4 protein-coding genes are annotated in these 4600 nt (G+C 71.2%); 2 read left to right on the top strand and 2 right to left on the bottom strand.

The genetic code is table 11. The features are described 5' to 3' along the window. Positions 1-639, bottom strand: a 639-nt coding sequence (locus tag ABZ371_RS29165) for a GAF domain-containing protein (protein WP_358685121.1), incomplete at its 3' end; no start/stop codon positions are given. A 103-nt stretch (positions 640-742) separates the two neighbouring features. On the opposite strand from ABZ371_RS29165, the gene ABZ371_RS29170 reads away from it, so the two are divergent. After that, the gene (locus tag ABZ371_RS29170) at positions 743-2419 is read left to right on the top strand and encodes an AMP-binding protein (RefSeq protein WP_358685124.1); all 1677 of its coding nucleotides are present in this window, start codon (positions 743-745) and stop codon (positions 2417-2419) included. Next, positions 2416-4023: an AMP-binding protein gene (locus tag ABZ371_RS29175; RefSeq protein WP_358685126.1), complete on the top strand. Its 1608-nt coding sequence runs from the start codon at positions 2416-2418 to the stop codon at positions 4021-4023. The genes ABZ371_RS29170 and ABZ371_RS29175 overlap by 4 nt, the downstream gene beginning before the upstream one ends. Positions 4024-4080: 57 nt before the next feature. Here the strand turns inward: ABZ371_RS29175 and ABZ371_RS29180 are convergent, their stop codons facing one another. Beyond that, positions 4081-4302, bottom strand: a complete 222-nt coding sequence (locus ABZ371_RS29180) for a hypothetical protein (protein WP_358685128.1) — start codon at positions 4300-4302, stop codon at positions 4081-4083. Positions 4303-4600: the final 298 nt, after the last annotated feature.

Genomic DNA, 4600 nt, shown 5'->3' on the forward strand with positions numbered 1-4600 from the left:
GCCCTCCGCCCGCGCCCCCGCGGCCGACGCGAGCCGCCCGCACACCGCGAGCAGCTCCCCGCGCAGGTCCGGATCGGTGATCCTCGGGGCCAGCGCGCGCAACTCGCGGTGCACGTCACGGACGTCCTCCCAGCTGCCGCGGCCCGCACCCGGACCGGTCACCTGCCCCCGGGTGACGGCCAGCAGCTCCCGCACCTCGTCCCGGACCGCCAGCGCCTGTTCCACGTCACGGGCCGCAGCCGTCGCCGCGTCGAACGTACGGTCCCCGAGTGTGAGTGGCGCCCTCAGCGCCCCGTACAGCACACCGCGCACCTTCCGCCGTACGACGACGGGCACCGCGACGACCGAGCGCAGTCCCTCCGCGGCCACCGCCACGTCGTACTCGTGGCTGATGTGGCGCGAGGAGGGGTAGTCGGTCACCGCGCACGGACGGGACAGGGCGATCGCCTTGCCGCCCAGCCCGCTGCCCGCCGAGACGACGAGCCCCCGCAGCGCGGTGGTCTGCGCCCCGTTCAGCTCGGCGATCCGGGCGTGGCGGGCGTCGGAGAGCAGCCCGCCGAACACCATGGGCAGCCCACTCGTACGGCGCAGCCGCAGGAGGGCCGCGTGCAGCTCGGTCGCCTCGCCCTGCTCCGGCACGCCGATGACTGTCCCCCTCGGTCCTACCCCCCGTTCGGGGGTGGTGAGATCCGGGTCACTGTTCACATGATGTTAAGGGACGGGTTCACAACGAGGAGGCCACATGCCGGCAACGAGCGCGACGCATACGTTCCGGGCGGCCCGGGACTTCCTGCTCGAGCACCGGGAGGACTACCGGACGGCCTACGAGGGCTTCCGCTGGCCCCGGCCGGACCACTTCAACTGGGCGCTCGACTGGTTCGACGTCATCGCCGAGGACAACGACCGCACCGCCCTGCACATCGTGGAGGAGGACGGCGCACGCACCGAGGTCTCCTTCGCCGCGATGGCGGCCCGCTCGAACCGGGCAGCGAACTGGATGCGATCCCAGGGCGTCCGCGCCGGGGACCGGATCCTCGTCATGCTCGGCAACCAGGTGGAACTGTGGGAGACCGCCCTCGCCGCGATGAAACTGCGCGCCGTCGTCATCCCCGCCACGCCGCTGCTGGGCCCGGCCGACCTGCGTGACCGGGTGGAGCGCGGCAAGGTGCGCCACGTCCTCGTCCGGTCCGCGGACGCGGAGAAGTTCGACGAGGTGCCCGGCGGCTACACCCGCATCGCGGTGGGCGCCGGCCCGACGGGCTGGCTGTCCTACAGCGGGGCCGACGCGGCACCGGACACCTTCACCCCGGACCGCGAGACCGACGCCGACGAGCCCCTGATGCTCTACTTCACCTCCGGCACGACGGCCAGTCCCAAGCTCGTCGAACACACCCACGTCTCCTACCCGGTCGGCCACCTGGCCACCATGTACTGGATCGGGCTCAGGCCCGGGGACGTCCACCTGAACATCTCCTCGCCCGGCTGGGCGAAGCACGCGTGGTCCAACCTGTTCGCCCCGTGGAGCGCGGAAGCCACCGTCTTCATCCACAACTACACCCGCTTCGACCCCGCCCGGCTCATGGCGGAGATGGAACGCTCCGGCGTCACCAGTTTCTGCGCCCCGCCCACCGTCTGGCGGATGCTCATCCAGGCCGACCTCTCGCAGCTGAGCACCCCGCCGCGCGAGGTCGTCGCGGCCGGTGAGCCGCTGAACCCGGAGGTCATCGAGACCGTGCGGCGAGCCTGGGGTGTCACCATCAGGGACGGCTTCGGCCAGACGGAGACGGCGGTGCAGGTGGCCAACACCCCCGGCCAGCCAGTGAAGTCCGGCTCCATGGGCCGTCCCAGCCCCGGATTCAAGGTGGAGCTCCTAAACCCGGTGACCGGCGAGCCGGGTGTGTCCGAGGGCGAGATCTCGCTGGACCTCGCCACGTCACCGGTGGGGCTGATGACCGGCTACCACGGTGACCCCGACCGTACGGCCGAGGCCATGGCCGGCGGTTACTACCGCACCGGCGACATCGGATCCCGTGACGAGGACGGGTACATCACGTACGTGGGCCGCGCCGACGACGTGTTCAAGGCGTCCGACTACAAGATCTCGCCGTTCGAGCTGGAGAGCGCCCTGCTGGAGCACGAGGCGGTGGCCGAGGCGGCGGTCGTCCCCGCACCCGACCCGGTGCGGCTGGCCGTCCCGAAGGCGTACGTCGTGCTGGCGGAGGGCTGGGAGCCCGGTCCGGAGACCGCGAGGGTGCTGTTCGAACACTCCCGGGCCGTCCTCGCACCGTACAAGCGCGTCCGCAGGCTGGAGTTCGCCGATCTCCCCAAGACCGTCTCCGGCAAGATCCGCCGGATCGAGCTCCGCGAGCGGACGGCGCTGGGGACCGGCACCGAGTTCGACGAGGGTGACCTGCGATGAGCGAGCCGTCCTACGCGCACGGCACCGGCTCCACCGCCCTGCTCGGCGACACCATCGGCCGCAACCTGGCCCGGGCGGTGGAGGCCTTCCCCGAGCGGGAGGCCCTCGTCGACGTGGTGTCGGGGCGCCGCTGGACGTACGCCGCGCTCGATGCGGACGTCGAGGAGCTGGCCCGGGGACTCATGGCCTCCGGCGTCGCCAAGGGCGACCGGGTCGGCATCTGGGCGGTCAACTGCCCCGAGTGGGTGCTCGTCCAGTACGCGACGGCCCGCATCGGCGCCGTCATGGTCACCGTCAACCCGGCCTACCGGGCTCACGAACTGGAGTACGTACTCCGCCAGGCGGGGGTCTCCCTCCTGGTCGCCTCACTCGCCCACCGCACGAGTGACTACCGCGCGCTCGTCGGACAGGTCCGCGCGAACTGCCCGGAGCTGCGCGCCGTCCACCACATCGGCGACCCGTCCTGGCACGAACTGGCCGCCGCGGCGCGGTCGGTCACCTCCGGGCAGCTGAGCGCCCGTGAGGCGGAGCTGTCGTGCGACGACCCGATCAACATCCAGTACACCTCCGGCACCACCGGCTTCCCCAAGGGCGCCACGCTCTCCCACCACAACATCCTCAACAACGGCTACTTCGTGGGGGAGATGGTCGCCTACACCGAACAGGACCGGGTCTGCCTGCCGGTGCCCTTCCACCACTGTTTCGGCATGGTCATGGGAAACCTCGGCATCACCTCGCACGGCGCCTGCATCGTGATCCCCGCCCCGGCCTTCGAGCCCACGGCCGTGCTGGCCGCCGTCCAGCGGGAGCGCTGCACCTCGCTCTACGGCGTCCCCACGATGTTCATCGCGGAGCTGGACCATCCCGACTTCGCCTCGTACGACCTCTCCTCGCTGCGCACCGGGATCATGGCCGGATCCCCCTGTCCGGTCGAGGTGATGAAGAGGGTCGTCGCCGAGATGCACATGGCCGAGGTGTCCATCTGCTACGGCATGACGGAGACCTCCCCGGTCTCCACCCAGACCCGCCGGGACGACGACCTGGAGCGCCGCACCGGCACGGTGGGCCGGGTGATGCCGCACATCGAGGTGAAGGTGACCGACCCGGTGTCGGGGGTGACCCTTCCGCGCGGCGAGGCCGGTGAGCTGTGCACCCGGGGGTACAGCGTGATGCTCGGCTACTGGGAGCAGCCCGGGCGGACCGCCGAAGTCATCGACGCGGGGCGGTGGATGCACACCGGGGACCTGGCCGTGATGCGGGACGACGGGTACGTCCGGATCGTCGGCAGGATAAAGGACATGATCATCCGAGGTGGCGAGAACGTGTATCCCCGGGAGATCGAGGAGTTCCTCCACGCTCACCCGAAGATCGCCGACGTCCAGGTGGTCGGGGTGCCCGACGAGGTCTACGGCGAGGAGATCCTGGCCTGTGTCGTACCCCGCGACCCGGCGGACCCGCCGACGCTCGAGGAGGTGGCGGCGTTCTGCCGCGAGAGGCTGGCGCACTACAAGATCCCGCGCGCACTGCGCGTGCTGGAATCCTTCCCGATGACGGTCAGCGGCAAGGTGCGGAAGGTCGAACTGCGCGAGGGGTACGGCGCCTGAGGGGCCGGCGGAACGCCGTGCCGAGACTGCCGGGGGCCGCGCGGGGCGGGCGGCGGCTCAGGCGGCTTCGATGACGTCGGAGCGTATGCCCTGGGTCGCCGCCGCCCACTCGACGAGCAGCACCTCGTACTCCGCGGCCTCCACGGACGACCAGTCCTGGCCGGCCCGGGCGTCCACGAGCGCGCGAATGGCCTCGTTGGCCTCGACGGCGGCCGGATGGGTCGGCTGCGTCGGGAAAACGGGGGTGGAGTGGGTGGAAAGCCGAGGAGTTAAGACCATGCCTTCACTCTACGTCCCCATACTGACAACAGCCCGAACATATGCCTCCGGCGAGGCACAGGTGACCGAAATCATTGCATTGCCTGATGTCCCTGGGGAGTTCGCACCATCCGCGGGCGCGCAGGCAGTGATCGGGGCCGTGTTCGGCCCTCCGGGAAGTGGGCCCGCCCGCTGTTCCCGTTGTGCCCGATACCCATCGGTGGCCGGCGATCGAGGGTATCGGCGCGGGGCGAGGCGCGCGTACGGCGGTGTGCGCCGGGCGCGTTCGGCACGCGCGGCCGGCGGTGGCGCCTTGGTG

This window comes from Streptomyces sp. NPDC005899, from assembly GCF_040629645.1.
Lineage (GTDB): Bacteria > Actinomycetota > Actinomycetes > Streptomycetales > Streptomycetaceae > Streptomyces.